This window comes from Streptomyces sp. NPDC032198, from assembly GCF_040636975.1.
In the GTDB taxonomy this organism is placed as follows: Bacteria; Actinomycetota; Actinomycetes; order Streptomycetales; family Streptomycetaceae; genus Streptomyces.
Window position 1 is genome coordinate 128,701 of record NZ_JBEZVL010000013.1, and the last position, 19,880, is coordinate 148,580.

Here is a 19,880-nt window from a genome sequence, read left to right on the forward strand (position 1 = left end):
AACTCCTTGGTCGGGCTCATCGCAGGGCCTCCTCGGGGAGCAGCTCGGCCAGGCCGGCGGCTTCGTCGGCATCGGCGGCTCCGGCCTCGATGCGGCCGTCCTTGATCCGGACCTCGCGCGGCAAGGAGCCCGCTATGTCCCGGTCATGGGTGATGACCACGACCGTGGTCCCCGCCCGGTGCAGTTCGTGCAGGAGCTCGATCACCACCGCGCCGGAACGGGAGTCGAGGGCTCCGGTCGGCTCGTCGGCGAGCAGCAGCGGCGGGTCGCCGAGGACCGCTCGGGCGATGGCGACGCGCTGCTTCTCCCCGCCGGAGAGCTGGTGCGGTTCGTGGTACAGCCGATGGCCGAGGCCTACCCGGCGCAGGGCCCGCTCGGCGAGTCTGCGCCGCTCGCCGCGCGGCCTGCCGCTGTAGAGCAGGCCGTTGGCGACGCTGTCGAGCGCCGGTACGCCGGGGGCGAGATGGAACTGCTGGAAGACGAAGCCGATCGTCCCGGCCCGCAGCGCGGAGAGTTCCCGGTCGCTGAGGCGGTCGACGTCGTGCCCGTCGATGTGCACGGTTCCGGTGGTGGGGCGGTCGAGGGTGCCCATGATGTTGAGCATCGTGGACTTGCCCGAGCCGGACGGGCCGACGACGGCGAGCAGCTCCCCGCGCCGGATGACGAGGTCGGCGCCCTTGAGCGCCTCGACCTCTCCGTACGTCTTGGAGACTCCGGCCAGTTCGACCACCGGGTGGGCGGCAGCGGTCACTTGGGGACCCCCACGACCGTGCCGTCGGTGATGCCGGTTCCGGACACCTCGACCATGCTGTCGGAGAACATGCCGACCTTGACCGTCCGCGTCCTCACGTCGCCGTCCGCTTCGACGACCTGCACGGCGTAGCCGCCACCGCGCTGCGCCACCAGGGCGTTGATCGGGACGACGAGCACGTCCTTGCGGGTCTCCGCCTTCAGGGAGATCTTCACGGCGGCGGCCTGGTAGCGGCCCAGGCCCTTCTGGTCCTTGACCTTCATCTCGACGGGCAGGGTGGGCTTGTCGTCGCCGCCCGACTGACCGCCGCCCGAGCCCCCGGAGCCGCCGTCCTGGGAGGGCGTGGTGGGGGTGCCGATGTCGGTCACCTCGGCCTGGACCGAGGTGTCGTCAGGGAGCGTGACCGTGGCCTTGGTGCCCTTCTCGACCATGTCCTCGAACTGCACGTCGAGGTCGACGGTGACGGTGCGTTCGGTGCCGGTCCAGGTGAGGACGGGCCCGTTCGACGGGGCTCCGGCCGTGGCCTTCACCTCGGCGACGCGCCTGGCGCCGGGGGCGACCACGGCGTCCGACGGCTGCACGGTCCCGGTCTCCTGACGGCCCAGGTCGTCCTGCCAGTCCCGTACGGCCTGGGAGGTACCGGCGTCGTACGTGTCGTCGACGGTGAAGCCGGTGTAGCCGAGCGCGGAGAGGTTCTTCTCCAGGATCTCGACGTCCTTGCCCTCGGTGCCCGTCTTCAGCGGGCGGTAGAAGGGGGTGGAGCCGTAGAGCAGCGGGACCTTCTGCTCCTCCACCTTGTAAGCCGTCTGGCCTCGCTTGATGGTGTCGCCGTCGCCCGGCACCCAGGTGATGATCCCGGCACCCGTCTTGGAGGGGGCCGGGCCCTGCACGGCCGTCGGATCGCCGTAGCCGAGGTTCCCGTCCACGGACTCCGTGCGCGTCAGCGTGGTCCGCTCCACCTTGGCGGTCTTCGGCGGTGCGGAGGGAGCGGCACCCGACGAGCCGGAGCCGTCGTCGCCGAAGACGCCGGTGGTGGCGGCTCCCGCCGCGACGACCACGGCGATCGCGGCGACGACGATCAGCGACATCCGCAGGGGGCGGCGCCTGCGGCCGCTCGCCGGCGGGGGCGTCGTCCCTTCGCCGTCGCCGCCGTCCCCGCCACCGGCCTCGGGGGCGGTCTTCTGGAGGGACGCCTTCTCCAGGGCGGTCTTCTCGGGGTCGGTCTCCTCGCGCCCGGTGCCGACCGCGCCGGGGGGCCGCTCGGACACCTCTCCGGTCTTGTGCAGTTCCAGGGCTCCGGAGCCGTTGACCGCACCACGGACCGGCTCCTCGGCCTCGTCGAACTCCGCTGTCTCCTCGTCCCGTTCCCTCTCACGGGTCTCGTCCGGGGCGGTCATCAGGCGCCGCCGCCGGAGCCGGTGAGGCCGCCGCCGGGCCACTTGTCCTGGCAGGCGACCCTGGCCTTCTGGAACGCGTCACTGCCGGGGTCGATGCCGCTCGCGCCGAAGTCGAGCGACATGTTGCCGCCGTTGATCTCCGGGTCGGGCAGCTTGGGCAGGCCGTTCTCGCGCATGCACTTCGCCCAGGCCGCGACCTTGGCCGAGTCCAGCGCCTTGCCGCCGCCTCCGCCCCCGCCGAGCTGGCCGCCCTGGGGCATCTTGTCGCGGCAGGCCTCCGTGGCGGACTGGAACTCCGGCGAGTTGGGGTCGACGTCGCCGCCCGGCGTGAGCGCGATGCCGCCGCCCGCGTCCTTCTGCGGGTCGGGGAAGCCGGACACGCCGTTCTTGCGCATGCACTGGGAGAAGGCGAGTGCCTGGTCGAAGGGGCTGGTGGGCGAGGCGTCGGCCTTCTTCGGGCTGTCCGACGACGCGGCCGACGAGTCACCGGAGCAACCGGTGAGGAGGACGCCGGCGACGAGCGCCGACGCCGCGAGCAGTGTCTGTGCGGTTCGCTTGTGTGTGGTGGACATGGGGCCAAGTTCTACGCGGGCACCGGTCACACGGCGGATACAAGCGACGCCGTCCGTACAGGCTCCCCCGGCTCCCGGCCGCCGACGGGGAAGGCACCCCAACTCACCTGCGGCGACAGGGAACTTCACCGGGGAGGGCAAGGGACGGGCTGTCCAGACGGCCGGGGCTCGTCCAGTTCCCCCACCCCGGCGGCACCGCGGTCAAGGAGGTCCACCAGGGTGTGCCTGCTCTTGCCCGACAGTTCCCGCCCCCGCTCACGGTCGGCGAGGTCGTACAGGGCGGCGACGACGCTGGAGAGATCCTCCTGGAGCCGGGTGAGGATGTCGGCGACCGCCGCCGCGTTGGACTCGACGATGTCGCTCCACAGCTGGGAGTCGCCGCGGGCGATCCGGGTCGTGTCGCGCAGTCCCTGTCCCGCCAGATGGGCGGCCTCCGGCGGCCCATCCCCCAGGCGGGCCGCCATCAGGCTGGCCACCAGATGGGGAGCGTGGGAGGTCAGCGCCACCGCGTCGTCGTGGGCGCGGGCCCGCATCACGCGGGGCACCGCACCGCACAGCGCGATCAGTTCCAGGGCGCGGCCGAAGGCGGCCCGGGAGGTGAGGCGCGTCGGGGTGAGCACCCAGGGACGGTCCCGGAACAGCTCCGCGCGGGCGGCGAGGGGGCCCGACCGCTCGCGGCCCGCCAGGGGGTGGCCGCCGATGTAGCGGGACGGCTCGGGGGCGGTGTCCAGGATCTCCCGCTCGGCGAGCGCCTTCACGCTCGCCACGTCGGTATAGCTCAACGCCAGCCCACGCGACTGGAGTTCGGCAAGGACCGGGGCGATCTGGCTGGGGGGCACCGCGAGGACGGCCAGGTCCACGGGGCCCTGCGGGGGCTCGGGCCGTCCGGCGCCGAGCACCGCGGCGGCATGGACAGCGGACTCGTCACGGTCGGAGAGGTACACGGTCACACCGCGCAGACGGGCCGCGAGGGCCACCGAGGTGCCGATCAGGCCGGTGCCGACGACGGTCATGGTGCGGATCGTCACGCGACCTCACCATCCCCGTCCAGCCGCTCACGGATCAGCGCGGCGAGCCCGTCGAGGCCCTGCTCGATCCGCTCGTACGTCAACGTGCTGATCGCGAGGCGGAGTTGGCGGAACCCGGCCGACGCGCCGTAGAAGTGGTGCATGGGTGTGAACAGCACGCCGTGGCGGCGCGCCGCGTACTCCAGGAGGGAGTCGTCGACGGTGAACGGCACGGTGAGCACGATGAAGAAGCCGCCGGTCGGCACGTTCCAGGTGACGTCGGGGCGGCTCCCGAGGCGCCGGTCGAGGCCGTCGAGCACCTGCTCCAGATTGCGCCGGTAGACGTCCGTCTCCTGCTGGTTGGCGGCGACCAGGCTGCAGTCGTGGGCGAGGAGCTTGCCGCCGATCACCGCCTGGGCGATCGGTGAGGTGTTCACGGTGAGCATGCTCTTGAGCTTCGACAGCTCATCGGCGAGCAGTACGTCACCGCCGCCGCGGCCGGTCACCCGCTGGTCGGCGACCACGTAGCCCACGCGGGCGCCCGGCATCACGGTCTTGGCGAACGAGCCTAGGTAGACGACGCGTTGGTGCCGGTCGAGGGCCTTGAGCGTGGGCGGCCGGTCGGCGGCGCCGCTCAGGATTCCGTACGCGTTGTCCTCCAGGAGCAGCAGGTCCTCGGCGGCGGCGATGTCCAGGAGCCGCTGCCGGTCGGCGAGCGGCAGACTGACGCCCACCGGGTTGGCGAAGTCGGGCGTCACGTAACAGGCGCGGACCCGCTGCCCGGCGGCGCGGGCCCGGTGCAGCTGGACCAGCAGGTCGTCGAGGTCGATGCCGTGCGCACCGGTGCGCACCGGCAGCACGGGCATGTCGGCGAGCAACGCGGCCCCCGTCAGGCCGACATAGGTGGGGCTGGGGGCGAGCACGGCATCGCGGTCGTCGGCGCGCAGCGCGCGCAACAGCAGGAACATCGCCTCCTGGCAGCCGACCGTGACGACCACGGACGAGGGGTCGGCGTCGATGCCCTCGTCCACGGCGAGACTGCGCGCCACGAGGTCGCCGATGATCCCCTTCGTCGCGCCGTACTGGAACAGCGTGCGTGCGGTCTCCGCCTCGCTCAGGCCGAGCCGGGTGCGCAGGTGGTCGCAGAAGACCCGGAGGTGGTCGTGGATCTGGGTCACGTCGTAGAAGCCCTCGTAGGGGCGCCCGGCCGCGAAGGAGATCGCGTCGGGATAGGTGTCGGCGATCTGGTTGAGGAGGTTCATGGACTCCATCGACACATCGGAGAGCGACGCGTGCAGCGTGGCCGCGTTCAACTCCGCGACGGCGATTTCGGTTTGCAGGATTTCCATCACTTCAGCGTCTCCTGACAACAGATCCACAGCAATGGCTTGACAGGTGCGAGAACCGCGGAGGCGGTCGTACTATCGGGGCCGCAAAGAGAATTCCCGCCTCGCGCCTATTGCCGTTCCGGCATTCCGCGACCGGCGCGTCGTGAGCCAGGAATCCACATTCTTCTTCCCACGAGGACTCCGATGACGGATTTACCCGCAACGGCCCCCAACAGTGACCTCGCGGATCTCGCGATCGACTATGTCGAGATGTACGTCGACGGCCTGGAGGCGGCGGTTTTCGCCTGGGTCGACAAGTACGCCTTCACGGTCGTCGGCACCGGCGGATCCGCCGAGCACCGCAGTATCGCCCTGCGCCAGGGACGGATGACCCTGGTGCTCACCGAGGCGACCGCGGGACGGCATCCCGCGACCACGTACGTGACCATGCACGGCAACGGCGTGGCCGACATCGCTCTGCGCACCGCCGACGTGTCCGCGGCCTTCGCCGCCGCGGTGGCGGGCGGCGCGCGTCCCGTGCGGCAGCCGACGCGGCACGTGGGCGAGGGCCCCGCCGTCACCGCGGCCGTCAGCGGCTTCGGCGACGTGGTGCACACGCTGGTCGAGCGGACCCCGGGCGAAGGCCCCGGACTCCCGCCGGGCTTCGTTCCGGCGCTCGGCTCGCGCGAGGCGCGCACCAGCGAGGCGGGGCTCCTCGACATCGACCACATAGCGGTGTGTCTGAACGCCGGCGACCTCGAATCGACGGCCCGCTTCTATCAACAGGCTCTCGGTTTCCGTGAGGTGTTCAAGGAGCACATCGTCGTCGGCGCCCAGGCGATGGACTCCAAGGTCGTGCAGAGCGCGGGGGCCGGAGCGGTGACGCTGACGCTCATAGAGCCCGATCCGCTGGCGCAGCCCGGTCAGATCGACGAATTCCTCAAGAGCCACCACGGCGCGGGCGTGCAGCATCTGGCTTTCTCCAGCAGGGACGCCGTCCGGTCGGTGCGCGCGCTGTCCGCGCGCGGTGTCGCATTCCTCCAGACCCCGTCGACGTACTACGACCTGCTCTCCGAAAGGATCGGGCTCAAGTCCCACACCCTGAACGAACTGCGCGCGACGAACCTCCTCGTCGACGAGGACCACGACGGTCAGCTCTTCCAGATCTTCACCGCGTCGGCGCACCCGCGCGGCACGATCTTCTTCGAGGTCATCGAGCGCCAGGGCGCGCAGACCTTCGGCAGTTCCAACATCAAGGCGCTGTACGAGGCCGTGGAGCTGGAACGGACCGGGCAGCGTGTGGCGCGGTGATCCCGCGGCCGCGCGCGATCTGAGCGACGTCGAGCGCGCCGCGGCCGCGGCCCTGTCACCCGAGGTGTGGGACTTCATCGCGGGTGGCAGCGGCCGTGAGCGGTCCCTCGACGCGAACCGGGAGGCGTTCGACCGCATCTTCGTCGCCTCCCGGGTGCTCAGGGACGTCTCGGGGTGCGCCACCGACGCGACGCTGCTGAACCGCCCGGTGCGGATGCCGGTGGCGGTCGCGCCGATCGCGTACCACCGACTGGTGCATCCCGAGGGCGAGTTGGCAACCGCTCGGGCGGCGAAGACGGCCGGTGTGCCGTTCACCGTGGCCACCTTGAGCACCGTCCCCGTCGAGGAGATCACGGCGGTCGGCGGCACGGTGTGGTTCCAGCTCTACTGGCTCCGTGAGCGGCAGCGGTCCCTGGATCTGGCGCGCCGGGCCGAGGACGCGGGCTGCGAGGCGCTGATGCTGACCGTCGACGTGCCCTGGATGGGCCGCCGGCTGCGGGACGTACGCAACGGCTTCGCGCTGCCCGGCCATGTGCGGGCGGCGCATCTCGACGGCGGTGCGCCCTCGGCGGCGCACCGCTCCGGCACGGTCGGCTCGGCGGTGGCCGCCCACACCGCCGAGGCGTTCTCGCCCGCGGTGACGTGGTCCTGCGTGGAGGAACTGCGGGCGGCCACCCGTCTCCCGCTGATCGTGAAGGGCATCCTGGCCCCCGAGGACGCGGTGCGGGCCGTCGGCCTCGGCGTGGACGCCGTCGTGGTGTCGAACCACGGCGGCCGCCAGCTCGACGGCGCGCTGCCCGGCATCGAGGCCCTTCCCGGGGTGGTCGATGCCGTCGGCGGCGCGTGCGAGGTCATGGTGGACGGCGGCGTGCGCGGCGGCACGGACGTGCTCAAGGCGCTGGCGTCGGGGGCGGACGGGGTCCTCGTGGGGCGGCCTCCGGTGTGGGGGCTCGCCGCGGCCGGTGAGTCCGGCGTCCTGCAGGTCCTCGACCTGCTGGCCGCCGAGCTCCGCGACGCGCTGGGGCTCGCGGGCTGCGCCGGTGTCGCGGCGGCCAGGGAACTGCGTACGGTGCGACTGCCTCAGTGACCAGCTGTGTCGTGTGCGCGTTCGGGATCGTGCTCGGGTCCGGGCTCGGATTCGTCCTCGGGTGCGTGCTCGGACCCGTGGTCGCTCTCGTGGAGCGTGATCGCGCCGGACGGGCAGCGGGCGGCTGCCCTGCGCACGGCCCCTGCCAGCTCGGATCCGGGGGCCGGCACGTTCAGCAGAACCTTGCCGTCCTCGTCCGACTGGTCGAAGACCGCGGGGACCTGGGCCATGCAGAGCCCGGAACCCGCGCATCGGTGGCGGTCCACCCGTACGTCCATCTGCTCCTCCTCCGCGTTGGCTTCCGCGATCTCTGTCACCGGATGGCTCTTCACCAGGTCACCGGCAGCCGCTCCACCCCGTGGGCGAGCGCGTGCACGCGGAACGGCACCTCGTCCTCGGGCACGGCGAGGCGCAGGCCGGGGAAGCGCCGCAGCAGCGCCGGGTAGGCGATCCGCAGTTCCATCCGGGCCAGTGCCGCGCCCAGGCAGTGGTGGATGCCGTGGCCGAAGGCGACGTGGGCTCCCGGCTCTCGCGTGATGTCGAAACGGTCGGGTTCGGCGAGCAGCGCGGGGTCACGGTTGGCCATCGGCAGCGAGCACAGGACGTGCTCCCCCGCGCTGATGAGCTGCCCGCCGACGGTGACGTCCTCCAGGGCGGTCCGTGGCGTCGGCGCGTGCGGCACCGACAGGTGGCGCAGCAGCTCCTCGACGGCGCGGTCCACCGCTCCGGGGTCGTCGCGGACCGCGGCGAGCTGGTCGGGGTGGGCGAGCAGCAGCAGGGTGCCGAGGCCGAGCATGCCCGAGATGTTGTCGAGGCCTGCGAGCACCAACAGGACGCAGACGCCACGCAGTTCCTTGTCCGTGACCTCATCGCCGTGATCGCGGATGAGCATGCCCAGGAAGCCCTCGTCGGGGTCCGTGCGCTGCCGGGCCACCATCGCGGCGACGTACCGCGAGAGCAGTTCCCCGGCCGCCGCCCGCCGCTGGCGTCCCCGGCCGGGGGCGAGGAAGGCGTGGCAGCGGCGCAGGAAGTCGGCGCGGTCGTCGCGCTCCACGCCGATCAGCTCGCACAGGGCCGCGCCGGGGACGGGTGAGGCGAAGGCCGCGACCAGTTCGGCGGGCGGGCCCGTGCGTTCCATGGCGTCAAGGTGCTCGGTGACGATGCCGGTGACGCCCGGCTCGATCCTGCGCATCCGGCGCAGGGTGAACTCGGGCGTGAGGATGTGCCGGAGCCGGGTGTGCTCGGGCGGGTCGTAGTCCATGAGCTGCCCGATGAGCTCGTCGGGCCGAGGCCCTTCACCCCGCCCCTGCGAGGAGCGCGACGAGGCCGGTCCGAAGCGGCGCCGGGTGGAGAACCGCCGGTGGTCGCCGAGGACTTGACGCACCTCGGCGTGGCCCGTGACGAGCCAGACGGGCACTCCGTCAGTCCCTGGGCCCACGTCGATCCTGGTGACGGGACGCCCCTCGGACAGCCGGCGCAGTTCCTCGGCCGGGCCGAAGCGTGCGCGGCGGGTGTGGACGAGTCCGGGCTCGGTCGTCGATGTCATCGCTCCCCTACCAGGTGACGGGCAGTGTCTCCACGCCGTACGGCGCCTGTGTCCGGAAGCGGATCTCCTCCGGCGGCGTGGCGGAGCGCAGCTCGGGAAAGCGGCGCAGCACCGCCAGATAGGCGCTCTTGAGTTCCATGCGCACCAGGGAGGCCCCGATGCAGTAGTGGATGCCATGGCCGAGCCCCACGTGGGCGGTGGCCTCACGGGTGATGTCGAGGACGTCCGGCGGCGTGCCGGGCGGCCGGACGCGATTGGCCGCGAACAGCGAACAGGCCACCTGGTCCCCGGCCTTGATCACCTTGCCTGCCAGGGGTACGTCCTCGCGGGCGGTCCGCGGCGACGCGGTCGGGATGATCGACAGGTAGCGGATGAACTCCTCCACCGCCTGGTCGATCAGGTGCGGGCATTTCCGCAACAGGCCCAGCTGGTCGGGGTGTTCGAGCAGCGCGAGGATACCGAGGCCCAGCATGCTGGCCATGTTCTCGACGCCCGAGCCCATGACGAACGCGGTGAGTCCGACGAGTTCGTCGTCGTCGATGTCGTCGCCGTGCGCGCGCACCAGCCTGCCGAGCAGGTCGTCGCCGGGTGCGCGCCGGTTGCGGGCCACGAGTTGGTCGACGTACGCGAGGTAGGCGGCGCCCGCGGTCATCTGCAGTTGCCGACCGCGGAAGGCGGGGCGGCTGACCTTGAGCAGCCGCGCCAGCTCCGCGCGGTCGTCGCGCTCCACCCCGAACAGTTCGCACATGACGAGGCCGGGGACGGGCCAGGCGACGTGCCGCATGAAGTCGGCGGGCTGTCCGGCCTTCTCCATGGAGTCCAGGCAGTCCGCCACGACGGATTCGACGGCGGGCTCCAGGCCGCGCATGCGGCGCACGGTGAACTCCGGGGTGAGCAGCAGCCGGAGCCGGGAGTGGTCGGGCGGGTCGTACTGGATGAGGTTGCCCGCCTGGACCGGCCGGTTGCCGCCCGCGGGCGGGGCCGTGCTGAACCGCTCCGCGTCGCCCAGGACCGCGCGCACCTCGTCCTGGCCCGTGACGAGCCAGCCCGGCGACGAGCTCGCCCCGTCGACGAGTTCGACCTCGGACAGCGGTGCCCGCGCACTGAGTTCGCTCAACTCGGGAAGCGGGTCGAGGCGGTCCCTGCGGTTGTGCATGGAGAGGTCTGACGGCCGCGCCATGCGCGGACCTCCTTCTGCTCGACTTCTACTCGGCTTCTGCTCGGCTTCTATTCGGGTGGGCTCTGGGCGGACACGGGCAGCTGCCAGAACATGCCGTCGGGTGACGGCACCAGACCGCCGCTGAACAGCGGGGCCTCCGCTTCGGCGTCCTCCCCGAGCAGGGCGCGCATCTGGACCTGACCGCCCTCCTGCATGACCTCGCGCACCACCGACGACTTGAACAGCGGCACCATGCTTCCGTCCTGGCTGCCGGCCAGTTCGTCGACCGCGGCGGCGAACTCCTCGGAGTCCGAGGAGAAGCGCTTGGCGAGGATCTCGGCCTCGGTCAGGACGCGCTCGCCGGAGGAGACCCCGCCGATGAGCTCGACGAACGACTGGAGTTCGGGCCGCGCGGTTTGGGTGACCTTCTTGGCCTGCCAGAAGTACGAGTCCTCGTCGTGGTGCATGTCGTAGAAGGACAGCAGGAATTCGTAGAACACGCCGTACTCGCGCCGGTAGCGGGCCTCGAACTCCTTCAACGCCGGTTCCTCGTCGACGCGTCCGGACAGCACGCTGTTGATGGAACGGGCCGCGAGCAGCGCGCTGTACGTCGCCAGATGGACGCCCGAGGAGAACACCGGGTCGACGAAGCAGGCGGCGTCGCCGATGAGGACGAGGCCGGGGCGGGAGAAGGTCGTGTGGTGGTACGAGTAGTCCTTGCGGACGCGCAGTTGTCCGTACTGGCCGGTGGTGACCCGCTTGGCGTCCGCGAGGTACTCGCCGATCAGGGGGCACTCGTCGACGAGTGCCATGAACGCCTTCTCCTGGTCACCCTGGATCTTCTCGGCCATCTCGCGCCGCACCACGGCGCCGACGCTCGTCAGGGTGTCGCTGAGGGGGATGTACCAGAACCAGCCGCTCGGGAACGCGACCGACAGGATGTTGCCCGAGTTGGGCTCCGGGAGCCGCTTGCCGCCCTCGAAGTAGCCGAACAGGGCGAGGCTGCGGAAGAACTCCGAGTACTCGCGCTTGCCGCCCACCCGCTGGTACACACGGCTCTTGTTGCCCGACGCGTCCACGACGAACGTGGCGAGCGCCCGGCGTTCGTTGCCGTCGGCGTCGGTGTACGTGACGCCCCTGACCCGCTCGTCGTCGGCGATGACGTCGAGCACGGCGCAGCCTTCGCGGACCTCTGCGCCCACCTTGCGGGCGTGCTTGAGCAGGATGTCGTCGAACTTGGACCGCTCCACCTGGTAGGCGAACGACGTCGGCCCGCTCATGCGCGGGGATACGGAGAAGGAGAAGGTCCAGGGGTCCGGGTTGGCCCCCCACCTGAAGGTGCCGCCGCGCTTGCGCGGGAAGCCCGCCTTGGCCAGTTCGTCCGCGACACCGGTCAGCCTGCACACGCCGTGCACGGTGGACGGCAGCAGCGACTCACCGATCTGGTGGCGCGGGAAGAACTCCTTCTCCAGGACCAGCACCCGCCGCCCCTGCATGGCCACCAGTGCGGCCAGTGTCGACCCGGCGGGCCCTCCGCCGACCACCACCACGTCGAATTCCTCGGAATCCGGCAAGGTCATCCCTCCTCCCCTTTTCTCCCGGACGGGATACCGAATTGCACGGCATCCGCCCGAGGAGCCCCTTTTTCCCATGGGTACTGACGCTCAATTGAGTCTGAAATCGCCCTGCCCGGGCGTCAAGGCCGTCCATCCGTCAGCTCGTGGACGGCGTTCTTTTTCGGAGTGTGCCGCGTTTCCCGCTTGTGCCTGCGCCCTGTCAGGGACAACAAAGGCCCCGTCATAAAGGTGGTGATCAATGCCATGAGTACGAGGACGGTGAAAAGCGGCGGGCCGATGATGCCCGCGTTCAACGCGACGTTCAGGACGATCAGTTCCGTGAGTCCGCGGGTGTTCACCAGTGTGGCCACGGTCGCCGACCGGTAGGAGTCCATGCCGCTGAGCCGTGCCGCCGCGTACGCCGGTCCGAGCTTGCCGATGACCCCCACGGCGAGGATCAGGAGCAGCAGGAGGCCGCCGTTCCCGTCCAGCGATCCGATGTTGAAGGACAGCCCTGTCGTCACGAAGAACAGCGGGAGCAGCAGATCGGAGGTCTGTTCCATCGGCCGCAGCACGTCCGCGTCCGGCACGCCGTCCCTGCGAGGCATCGTGAGGCCGGCCAGGAGCCCGCCGAACACGGGGTGCAGGCCGAGCTCCGCGGTCACCCAGGCGCTGCCCAGCGCGAGGCCGAGCGCGATCGTGAGCTGGTGGGCATGCAGCGCCCTGGAGCGCCGGAGCCACCACCCGAGCACCGGCCGCACCGCCAGGAACAAGGCGGCCACGAACAGGGCGATCAGGAGCAGCGTCAGCTGCCACGACCTGCCGGTGGCGTGCCCGGTGCCGGCGAGCGCGGCGGCGAGGACCAGCCACGCCACGACGTCCATGAGCCCGGCGGCCGTGGTGGCCACCGTGCCCTCGGGGGTGCCCGCGAGCCCCCGCTCACGGACGATGGCCGCGAGCACGGGCAGTGCGGTGACGGACACCGCCACGGCCATGAACAGCCAGAACGCCCTGCCGTCCGCGTGCCCCGGCTGGACCGCGTCGAACGCCCCGTGGAACACGCCCACCGCACCCGCGCCCAGTCCGGCGGGCACCAGGAACGCGCACAGCGCCACGGTGGCCGCCGCTCTGCCTCCCTGGCGCAGCTGCCGCCAGTCCATCTCGTACCCCACCACGAACATGAAGATCACGATGGCGATCTGTGAGAGCACCGTCAGGAACGGCAGCACTTCCGGCGGGAAGAGCTTCGAGGTCGGGTCCCCGGGCAGGCGGCCGAGCAGCGTCGGGCCCAGGGCGATACCGGCGACGATCTGGCCGATGACCACCGGCTGGCCGCAGCGGCGGGCCAGCGCTCCCAGGAGACGGGAGACGATGACGATGACGGCCACGTCGCCGATCGCCACGGTCACCAGTGATTCGGTGTCCACCTACGACGCCGCCGTCCCGTGCCTGCTCATGTCCGCGACGAGGCTCTTGGGCCGCATGTCCGTCCAGTTCTCCTCGATGTACGCGAGGCATTCCTGCCGGGTGCCCTCGCCGTGCGCGGTGGTCCACCCTTCGGGGATCTCGGCGAAGGCGGGCCACAGGGAGTGCTGTCCCTCGTCGTTGACGAGAACCAGGAAGGTGCCGTTTTCGTTGTCGAACGGATTGGTCATCGTTCAGTCCTTTTCGGTTGCTGGGTTCCGGGTTGATGTGCGGCGGCCGGGATTCGCTGCGCCGAGTTTCCGCGTGAGGACGCGCGTGACGCGCGTCAGGGCTTCTGGTTTGAGCATGTCGTAATGGCCGACGGGTACTTCGTGCGTCTCGATGTCGCCCTCGATGTAGGGGCGCCAGCTCGCGACGGCGTCCGCCACGGTCCGCTCCTCGGTCCGGTCGGCGGCCGCCACGAAGAGCAGCAGGTCACCGCGGGAGGGGCGAGGGGTGTGATCCGGCGCGAACCCCGACATGTTGCGGACGACCGTCTCCAGATTGGAGAGGGCCTGCTCGCTCATGCCCGACGACCGGTAGAGGGAGGACACGTCGGCGCCCTCTCCCTGCCGCAGCACTCCGTAGCCCTCCGACTCCTGTCCCTCCTCGCCGCGGAACCGCGACTTGGCGGCGCCGCTGCCGGGGTAGGCGTCCAGCAGCGCCAGGAGCGCCACTTCTTCGCCCAGTTCCTCGAGGCGGGCGGCGACGGCCTGGGCGATGGTCCCGCCGATGGACCAACCCAGGAGGCGGTAGGGGCCGACGGGTTGAACGGCGCGGATCTCGTCCGCGTAGTCGGCCGCCATCTCCTCGATGCTGCCCGGCAGTTCACCGGGCCGGGCGATCCCCCGCGCCTGTATCCCGTACACCGGCTGGTCCTGCGGAAGGTGCGGCAGGAGAGCGGCGTACGTCCAGCTCAGGCCCATGCCGGTGTGCAGGCAGAACAGCGGAGGGCGGCTGCCTTCCGGCCGCAGGGGCAGCAGGACACCCAGGTCGCCCCGGCTCCTGCCGAGGCGCCGCCCCGCGCCGGTGTCCCGCTTCCACGCCTGCTCCTCGGGCTGGACGGCGATGCGTCCCGTGGTCGTCCGCTTCGCCCGTTCGCCGGTACGGAACATGCGCTCGCCCGCGGCGCCGAAGGGGCACGCGACGAACCGTTCCCCCGTGCGTCCCGGGCCGTCCGCGTAGCCGCGGGCCAGCAGGACGCCCGCCAGGTACAGGTCGCCCGTGACACCCGGCGGTACCGGGCGCAGGCATTCGTCGAGCACGAGGGCGCGGGTGTTCGGGACCGGGCTGCCGGTGCGGGGCTCCCACACCCCGGTCGTCCCGGGGCCCGTCCGGTCCTCCAGCCAGACCCCGCCCGTCTCGGGCACTCCGTAGCCGCACACCAACGGTGCCGAGGGGTGCCGCTCCCGCCGCTCCCGCAACTGGTCCAGGGTCCGCGGCTCGCCCGCCAGGTCGACGACCAGGGCCTCGGGGGCGGCTTCGAGCAGCTCGGGGGTGGTGACCACCAGGGTCCCGGGCTCCTCGGCCGCGAAGTCCTGACCGGGTGTACCGAGCCGCACGCTCCCTCCCGCGCAGAGTGCCGCGAGCAGGGGCGTCACGAGCGCCGCGGACGGGGCCCTCGCGTCCAGCAGCGGTGTCGCTCCCAACGCCGGGGAGGCATGCATGCGGTACGTCGTGTGGGAGGCGAGCGTGCGGTGTTCCAGGACGGCGCCCGCGATGACGAGAGCCGCGTGCCCCAGAAGGGCGGGCCGGGCGGAAAGAGTCTCCTCCGGCAGCCCGTCGGTCTCGTCCCGCGCCGGTTCGTCGAGGACCACGACCTGCGTGGTGGCGTCGGCGGGCATCGCCGAGGCGGCCGCCTCGGAGCAGACCAGGATTCCGCCGGCGGCGGGAGCGCCTGCGGCCGAAGGGCTCGCGGGATGCTCGGCGAAGGTGACGGCCGCTCCGGCTTTCAGTACGCCGAGCAGCGCGACGGCCAGCGCGTTACCGGTGGGCTGCGCCACGGCGACGACGCTCTCCGGGCCCGCCCCCCGCTCGGCCAGCCGCCGGGCGAGCCGCCCCGCGGCGGCGTCCAACGCCTCGTACGTCAGGGAGCCCCGCGGATCCGTGACGGCGACCGTGTGGGGCGTACGTGCCGTCTGCTCGGCCAGCATCTCCACCACGGTGCGTGCCGGGCGTCCGGCCGCGGTGTCGTTCCCGCCCGCCACGAGGCGGCGGGCCTCGTCGGCGTCGAGCAGGACGTCGACCGCGCTCAGGCGTCGCTCGGGATCGGCGGTCACCTGCTCCAGGACCCGGATGAACCGCCGCGCGAGTGTCTGCGCGGTGGGGTCATCGAACAGCTCGGTGGCGTAACGGAGCTGCCCGTCGATGCCGCCGAGGTCGCCGTCCGGCTCGTACCGTTCCGTGAGGCTGAAGGACAGGTCGAGCTCGGTGGATTCCGCGCCCGCCCCCAGGCGGGCGGTGCGCAGACCGGGCAGCTCCCAGGGGTCCCACGGCTCGGCGACGCTGTCGTCGACCTCGAGGAGCACCTGGAACACCGGGTGGCGTGCGAGCGAGGGCGGCAGCTCCAGGGCGTCCACGAGGCGCTCGAAGGGCACGTCGCGGTGTTCGCGTGCCTCTTGATTGCCCGTCAGCACCCGGCCGAGCAGCTCGCGGAACGTGGGGTCGCCGGACGCGTCGGTGCGCAGGGCGAGCGCCCCGGCGAAGGGGCCCACCAGCGTTTCGAGGCCGGATTCGTCGCGGCGCGGTATCCGCGTGCCGATGGTGACGTCGGTGCCGGCGCCGAGCCGGGCGAGCAGCATCACGAGGGCCGCCTGCACCACCATGAACGTCGTCGTCCCGTCGTCCTCGGCCAGGTCGGCGAGGCGGCCGTGCGCCTCGGCGTCGAGGTGCAGCGGGACGGTGCCCGCCCGGTGCGAGGCGACGGCGGGCCGCGGCCGGTCGGCGGGCAGCGCGATCTCGGGGTCGATTCCCGCCAACGCGTCCTGCCAGTAGGCGAGTTGGTCGTTGACCAGGCTCTCGGGTTCCTGCTCGCCCTGGAGGAGTTGCCGCTCCCAGAGCGCGTAGTCGGCGAACTGGAGGGGCAGCGGGGCCCGTTCCGGTACGCGACCCTCGCGGCGCGCGCCGTACGCGGTCGCCAGGTCACGGACCAGGACGTCGAGCGATGCGTCGTCGGCGGCGATCCGGTGCACCACCAGGAGCAGCACGTGATCGGAGTCCGAGAGACGCAGGAGCGTCTGCGTCCAGGGCGACTCCCGGCCGAGGTCGAACGGTTGCCCGGCGCGGGCGGCCAGCAGCTCCGGCAGCTCCGCCTCGGTCGCCGGCACGACGGCCGGCGCCGGACGGGACACGGCGGCGTCCAGGACGCGCTGCCTCATGCCGCCGCGCTCTCCGTCAAAAGTGGTGCGCAGGATCTCGTGCCGCGAGGCGACATCGCCGAGAGCCGCCCACAGCGCCTCCTGGTCGAGCTCGCCGCTGAGCCGCAGCGCCACCGGGATGCGGTCGGTGCCCGCCTCGTCGTCGAGCCGGGACATCAGCCAGGTCCGGAACTGCCCTGCGGTGACCGGGACTTCGTCGCGGTTCTCGACCGGCTGCAGCACGGGCCGCGCCTTGGTGGCGAGCAGCCGGGCCACCCCCACCGGTGTCGGTGAGCCGAAGAACTGCCGGATGCCGAGCTCCGCGTCGAACTCTTCGCGGATCCGTCCCGCGAGGCGCATCGCAAGGCCCGAGTCGCCGCCCAGGTCGAAGAAGCTGTCGTCGGGTCCCACCCGCTCCAGGTCGAGCACCTCGGCGAACAGCCGGCACAGGGTTTCCTCGGCCGCCGTCTGGGGCTTGCCGCCCGACACGCGCTCGGCGAAGTCGGGGGCGGGCAGGGCCTTGCGGTCGACCTTGCCGTTGCGGGTCACGGGCAGGGCGCCCAGGGCCAGCACGGCGGCCGGGACCATGTAGTCGGGCAGGATCTCGGCCGCGTGGGCGCGGACGAGCTGTGGGTCTATGGTCTCCGTCCCCTCGGGTACGACGTAGCCGACGAGGCGGCGCTCGCCCGGGCCGTCCTCGCGGGCTACGACCACGGCCTGGGCCACGGCGGGATGGGCGGCCAGCGCCGCTTCCACCTCACCGAGCTCCACCCGGAAGCCACGGATCTTGACCTGCGCGTCCGCGCGGTCGACGAAGAGCAGTTCCCCGTCCCCGGTCGCGCGCACCAGGTCGCCGGTGCGGTACATCCGCTCGCCGGGTGCGTACGGGCACGCCACGAACCGCTCGGCGGTCAGGCCCTGCCCGTTCCGGTAGCCCTGCGCCAACCCCGCGCCCGCCAGGTAGAGTTCGCCGGTCACGCCCGGCGGCAGGGGCCGGAGGAACGCGTCGAGGACGAAGGCGCGGCGGTGGGGCAGCGCGCTTCCGATCGGGAGTACGGGGTCCATCGCGTCGCCCGGCCTCAGCACGTGCCAGGTCGCGCACAAGGTCGTCTCCGTCGGGCCGTACAGGTGGCGGACGGTGACGTCCGGGCAGACCTCGCGCACGCGGGCCACCGATGCGGCCGGGACGACGTCACCGCCGGTCAGCACCTCGCGCAGTCCCGCGAAGCAGTCGGGCCACTCCTCCGCGAGCACCCGGAACGACCCGGCGGTCAGATGCACCGCCGTGACGCCGCCCTTCACGTGCTCGCGCACCTGCTGGGCGTCCACCACGCCGGGATCGGCGACCACGACGCGGCCGCCCGCGACCAGCGGGACCCAGATCTCGTAGAGCGACGCGTCGAAGGCGTGCGGGGCGTGCATGAGGACCGCGTCGTCCGTGCTCATGGACCAACCGCGCTCCCCCACCAGCGCGGCCACGCTTCCGTGCGGCACCGCCACGCCCTTCGGCTCACCCGTCGAGCCCGACGTGTACATCACGTACGCCACGTCCTGCGCGGCCACCTGGACCATGGGCTGGTCGGTTCCGCACGCCGCCAGCGTCGCCCGCACCTGAGGGTCGTCCAGGACCACCGATCGCGCCGCGGCCTGCTCCGGCAGCACGTCCCGGCACTCCCGCGTGCACACCACGCGCACCGGAGCCGCGTCCTCCAGGACGTACGCCACGCGCTCCCTCGGCCAGCCCGCGTCCACCGGCACATAGGCGGCACCCGTACGCCAGATTCCCAGGAGCAGGGCCAGCAGGTCCGGCGACCGCTCCATCACCACCCCGACGCGATCGCCGCGCCGCACCCCCATGCCCGACAAGTACTGGGCCCAGCGGCCGGACTCCGCCCACAACTCCCCGTACGAGAGCGCTCGTTCGCCCTGGACAGCCACCGCGCGCGGCGACGAGACCACGCGCCCGGCGATCAGCTCCGGCACCACCGCCTGCGGGGACCGCAGCACCGCACCGCGCTCGACTGCCGCCATCGCCCCGACGCGTCCCACCACCACCGTGGGATCGGCGACCACTTGTTCAAGGATCCGGACCAGCGAGGCGAGCGCCGCCGCGGCGACACCTCGGTCGAACAGGTCCGGCCGGTACTCGAGCTTCAGATGCAGGCGTTCGGCGGGGCCGACGACCAGCGTCAGCGGATAGTGCGCGGCCTCGCGGGTGAACCCCGCCGGCCTGAGCGAGAGGCTCCCGCTGTCCGGCGACGCGGCGGCGGCCGGAGGCTGGGGGAAGCTCTCGAACACCAGGAGCGTGTCGAAGCCCGCTCCCGGGCCCGCCGCCTTCAGGATCTGCGGGAGGCCCAGGTGCTGATGTGCCATCAGAGCGGACTGCTGTTCCTGAATGTCGCGGAACATCTCCAACACCGGCTGATCACCGTGGATTTGTACGCGCACGGGCAGCGTGTTGATGAGCAGCCCGACCATTGATTCCACGCCCGGCAGCTCGGGAGGACGGCCCGCCACCGTCGCGCCGAACACGACGTCCGTGCGCCCGGCCAGCCGCGCAAGGACCAGCGCCCACGCGCCCTGCACCACGGTGTTGACCGTCAGGCCGTTGGCGCGGGCCAGCTCCGTCACGCCCCGCGTGGCCTTCTCGGGGAGGTCTTCGGTCACGTTCTCGGGGAAGACGGGGAGCCGGTCGGGGACGGCTGGTGCCACCAGGGTCGGTTCGTCGGTGCCCGCGAGTGCCGCCTGCCAGGCGTCCTTCGCGGCTGCCGTGTCCTGGCGGCCGAGCCACTTCAGATACTCGCCGTAGGAGGTCGTGCGGCCGAGCCGGGAGGCGTCGCCGCCCGCCGCGTAGATCTCGGCGAGCTCACCGATGAGGATCGGCGCCGACCAGCCGTCCATCAGGATGTGGTGGCTGGTGATGACCAGCCGGTACCGGTGCTCGCCGGTCCGGATCAGGAGGAGGCGCAGCAGCGGTGGCGCCGCCAGGTCGAAGGCCTGGGCCCGTTCGCTCTCCGCGAGGCGTTCCAGAGCGGCCCCCTGTGCGGACCCGCCGAGGTCCGACACATCCTCCGTACGCCAGGGCAGCGCCACGTCCCGCGCGATGACCTGCACCATCTGCGCGCCGCTCACCTGCCGGAAGCAGGCACGCAGTGCGGCATGCCGGGCCAGGAGCGCCTCCCACGATGCCCGCAACCGGCCCGCGTCCACGGGGCCGTCGATGTCGAGTGCGGACTGCACGGTGTACACGTCCGGGCCCTGGTCGTCGAAGGCGGCGTGGAAGAGCAGTCCTTCCTGGAGCGGCGACAGCGGCCACACGTCCTCGACCGGTGATCGGGTCATCTCT

At 71.9% G+C, this 19,880-nt stretch carries 14 protein-coding genes; 2 read left to right on the forward strand and 12 right to left on the reverse strand.

What is annotated here, in order from left to right; all coding sequences use genetic code 11:
• Positions 1-16: 16 nt before the first annotated feature.
• From AB0E78_RS31235 to AB0E78_RS31255, 5 genes are all read right to left on the reverse strand, one after another.
• Complete coding sequence (locus tag AB0E78_RS31235) at positions 17-751, reverse strand: ABC transporter ATP-binding protein (RefSeq protein WP_361839512.1); 735 nt, start codon at positions 749-751, stop codon at positions 17-19.
• On the reverse strand, positions 748-2,148 hold the full coding sequence (locus tag AB0E78_RS31240; RefSeq protein WP_361839515.1) for a peptidoglycan-binding protein: 1,401 nt from the start codon (positions 2,146-2,148) through the stop codon (positions 748-750). The genes AB0E78_RS31235 and AB0E78_RS31240 overlap by 4 nt, the downstream gene beginning before the upstream one ends.
• Positions 2,148-2,720 (reverse strand): hypothetical protein, encoded by a 573-nt coding sequence (locus AB0E78_RS31245; RefSeq protein ID WP_361839518.1) that lies wholly within the window; start codon positions 2,718-2,720, stop codon positions 2,148-2,150. Before AB0E78_RS31245 ends, AB0E78_RS31240 begins: the two co-directional genes overlap by 1 nt.
• Before the next feature lie 125 nt (positions 2,721-2,845).
• Positions 2,846-3,748 carry a prephenate dehydrogenase gene (locus tag AB0E78_RS31250; RefSeq protein WP_361839521.1) on the reverse strand — a complete coding sequence of 301 codons (903 nt, stop codon included), beginning with the start codon at positions 3,746-3,748 and terminating at the stop codon, positions 2,846-2,848.
• Positions 3,745-5,076, reverse strand: a complete 1,332-nt coding sequence (locus AB0E78_RS31255) for a PLP-dependent aminotransferase family protein (protein WP_361839524.1) — start codon at positions 5,074-5,076, stop codon at positions 3,745-3,747. The genes AB0E78_RS31250 and AB0E78_RS31255 overlap by 4 nt, the downstream gene beginning before the upstream one ends.
• 183 nt (positions 5,077-5,259) lie before the next feature.
• Between AB0E78_RS31255 and hppD the strand changes: the two genes are divergently transcribed.
• Entirely contained in the window at positions 5,260-6,366 is a 1,107-nt protein-coding gene (gene hppD / locus AB0E78_RS31260) for a 4-hydroxyphenylpyruvate dioxygenase (RefSeq protein ID WP_361839527.1), read from the forward strand.
• Positions 6,353-7,453 (forward strand): alpha-hydroxy acid oxidase, encoded by a 1,101-nt coding sequence (locus AB0E78_RS31265; protein WP_361839530.1) that lies wholly within the window; start codon positions 6,353-6,355, stop codon positions 7,451-7,453. Before hppD ends, AB0E78_RS31265 begins: the two co-directional genes overlap by 14 nt.
• On the opposite strand, the gene AB0E78_RS31270 is transcribed toward AB0E78_RS31265, so the two are convergent.
• The 7 genes from AB0E78_RS31270 to AB0E78_RS31300 form a co-directional block, all read right to left on the reverse strand.
• Positions 7,447-7,770 carry a ferredoxin gene (locus AB0E78_RS31270; RefSeq protein WP_361839533.1) on the reverse strand — a complete coding sequence of 108 codons (324 nt, stop codon included), beginning with the start codon at positions 7,768-7,770 and terminating at the stop codon, positions 7,447-7,449. The two genes, AB0E78_RS31265 and AB0E78_RS31270, sit on opposite strands and share 7 nt — an antisense overlap.
• An 11-nt stretch (positions 7,771-7,781) precedes the next feature.
• Positions 7,782-8,999 (reverse strand): cytochrome P450, encoded by a 1,218-nt coding sequence (locus AB0E78_RS31275; RefSeq protein ID WP_361839535.1) that lies wholly within the window; start codon positions 8,997-8,999, stop codon positions 7,782-7,784.
• 7 nt (positions 9,000-9,006) lie between these two features.
• Positions 9,007-10,179: a cytochrome P450 gene (locus AB0E78_RS31280; protein ID WP_361839538.1), complete on the reverse strand. Its 1,173-nt coding sequence runs from the start codon at positions 10,177-10,179 to the stop codon at positions 9,007-9,009.
• Between the two features lie 47 nt (positions 10,180-10,226).
• A complete protein-coding gene (locus tag AB0E78_RS31285) occupies positions 10,227-11,738 on the reverse strand; it encodes a tryptophan 7-halogenase (protein WP_361839541.1) in 1,512 nt (503 codons plus the stop codon).
• A 116-nt stretch (positions 11,739-11,854) separates the two neighbouring features.
• Complete coding sequence (locus tag AB0E78_RS31290) at positions 11,855-13,141, reverse strand: cation:proton antiporter (protein WP_361839543.1); 1,287 nt, start codon at positions 13,139-13,141, stop codon at positions 11,855-11,857.
• Positions 13,142-13,369: an MbtH family protein gene (locus AB0E78_RS31295; protein WP_361839545.1), complete on the reverse strand. Its 228-nt coding sequence runs from the start codon at positions 13,367-13,369 to the stop codon at positions 13,142-13,144.
• 3 nt (positions 13,370-13,372) lie between these two features.
• Entirely contained in the window at positions 13,373-19,876 is a 6,504-nt protein-coding gene (locus AB0E78_RS31300) for an amino acid adenylation domain-containing protein (RefSeq protein WP_361839547.1), read from the reverse strand.
• Positions 19,877-19,880: the final 4 nt, after the last annotated feature.